The 2,259-nt window shown below is 68.2% G+C and carries 2 protein-coding genes and 1 pseudogene; 2 read left to right on the top strand and 1 reads right to left on the bottom strand.

Annotated elements, in window-relative coordinates; genetic code table 11:
• The first annotated feature begins 257 nt into the window (after positions 1 to 257).
• Complete coding sequence (locus ACIF80_RS37460; protein ID WP_399813506.1) at positions 258 to 713, top strand: hypothetical protein; 456 nt, start codon at positions 258 to 260, stop codon at positions 711 to 713.
• 69 nt (positions 714 to 782) lie between these two features.
• Positions 783 to 1,616 (top strand): transposase family protein, encoded by an 834-nt coding sequence (locus ACIF80_RS37455; protein WP_399813504.1) that lies wholly within the window; start codon positions 783 to 785, stop codon positions 1,614 to 1,616.
• A gap of 522 nt (positions 1,617 to 2,138) precedes the next feature.
• On the opposite strand, the pseudogene ACIF80_RS37450 reads toward ACIF80_RS37455, so the two are convergent.
• A pseudogene (locus tag ACIF80_RS37450) lies at positions 2,139 to 2,259 on the bottom strand (IS5/IS1182 family transposase); the annotation flags it as partial.

Below are 2,259 nucleotides of genomic sequence, written 5' to 3'. Positions count from 1 at the left end.
AACGGTTCCAGCTTCGGGCCCCGACGAGGGACTGACGCACCAGCAGTAGAAGTCACGCAACTACTAACGATCAACTACTGGCGCAGGACACTAGCCTCCCCGTTACGCCCTGACATCACCAAGATCCCCATCCATGCCCAGGCCGGCGAATAGCCTGGCAACCAGTCACGCCAAAGACTGTTGCGCCATCTCTCGCTCCAGGACCAGCTTGTCGGTTCGCGCTCACCGTGACCGGGCGGCCTTCCAGGATCCGGTGCATGCTGGACCCCGAGCTGCTGGAACGGATCACCGCGCGGCGCGCGGAGCTGGATGAACTCGAAGAAAAGCTGGCCAAGCATCTGGCGGAGGTGCGGGCCGAGCGGGACGAGCTGACCGTCGCGGAGCGGGTCCTTGAGCGGATGAGCGAACAGCTCGCCGACGAGCGCGCCTCTGTCGCGCCGGCGTTCGGGCAGGTGGGCGGACGTGCGGTGATGCTGATCCCGCACCGCACCTCAGGCGTGGAGGAGACCACCCTTCCGCCGGACTACCAGCGCATTCTCGCCGCCGTGCGGCGGACCGCCGGTCCGGTCATGGCCCGGCAGGTCGGCGACGCGCTGGGAATCGACGTCAGCGTGCGGGGCAAGCTGGAGCCGCTGCGGGGGAAGCTGGTCAGACTCGTCGATCGCGGCTGGCTGCGCAAACTACCCGATGGCCGGTTCACCACCCGCCTGTGACCTGATCTGCCGTCTGCGGCAGCGAGGCACCCCCGTAATCGGGTTGCCCCCGACGGCCGTTGGAATTGTGTGACGAAAACCAAAAAGCACGCCGAGGACACCTGCCCGCTTGTCTACCAGTGCCGTCTGCCGCTGTCCTCGCGCACCGTCAACCACCTCGCCGACCTGCTACGACGTCACCTGAAAGTGATCCGGTCCAGGTGGCGGATCCTGCTGCCCGGGAAGATCGCGGTGATCGTCCTGGCCGTGCTGCGCCACGACCAGCGCCTGGCCGACATGGCCGACGGCAACAACGTGTCCGAGTCCACCGTCCGCCGCTGGCGCGACGAGCTGATCACCCTGCTCGCAGCCCAGGCACCGCGCCTGGGCCGCGCACTGAAGAAGGTCGCCAGGCAGAGCGGGGAGGTGGTCCTGATCGACGGCACCCTCATCGCCACCCAACGCCGCACCGGAAAAGCCGACCGGCGCAACTACTCCGGCAAACACCACCATCACGGCCTGCACTTCCTCGCCCTGACCGACGAGCGGGGCCGACTGATCTGGATATCCGCGGCCCGGCCCGGCCGCACCCACGACAACACCGCCGCCCGCCAGGATCACGTCCTGGCCCACCCGCGCGCCGTCGGCCTCGGGGCCCTGGCGGACCTCGGCTTCCGCGGCCTGGACAGCGACGTACGCGATCCCGTGATCGTCACCGGCTTCCACGCCAGCCGCACCCACAAGCTCACCCCCGGCCCGAAGACCGCCAACCGCGTCATCGCCGTCGGCCGCGCACCGGTCGAGCACGGCTTCGCCCATCTCAAGAACTGGCGGGTCCTCATCAAACTCCGCACCGATCCCGCTCGCGCCACCCACCTCCTGCGCGCCTTGCCTGTTCTGACAAACCTCGAAGTCAGCCGCTGACGGACGATCTACTGCGCAGACTGCCGCCGACGACCAACGGGAGCACCCCCAGAGCCGGTCACACCAGCCCTTTGACCTGCGCCTTCAAGTTGGCGGAGGCTCAGTGGAAAGCCATTCACCACCATTTCATCCCCGACACCGAGTCACTGGGCAACGAACTCACCTTGACCAGGCGCCTGGACCTGGCGCCGGTCCTGCTGCCCCACCGCAGGCTTGCACGGCAGATGGGATGGACTGGCGACCAGGCTGAGCCTTCCAACAGCGACACTGATGACGTCGTACTTGGCACTGTGTACGGACAGGTCTTCCTCGCGACATTCGCCCGCCCGGAGCGAGAAGTAGCAACGCCAGAAATCGCCGAGCGACGGGCCGCGCCCGGGTCCGTCAGGAGCGCTCGAGCCGCCGGGCGAGGTAGGGCGCGGTGGCGCTGGCCGGATCCTTGGCGACCTCGGCCGGGGTGCCGGTGGCGACCACGCGGCCGCCCGCGTCACCGCCGCCGGGGCCTAGGCGCTGTTTCTCGGATCACGTGCGGAGCCAGATGGCGAGGACTGCGAGTGTGACGGTGCCGAGGTAGATGTAGGCGCGTTTCTCGTAGCGGGTGGCGACGGCGCGGAAGCCCTTGAGGCGGTTGATGGTGCGCTCG

This window comes from Streptomyces sp. NPDC085927 (assembly GCF_044540975.1).
Classification (GTDB): Bacteria; Actinomycetota; Actinomycetes; order Streptomycetales; family Streptomycetaceae; genus Streptomyces; species Streptomyces hirsutus.
This window is presented reverse-complemented; position numbering and strand designations above follow the sequence as displayed.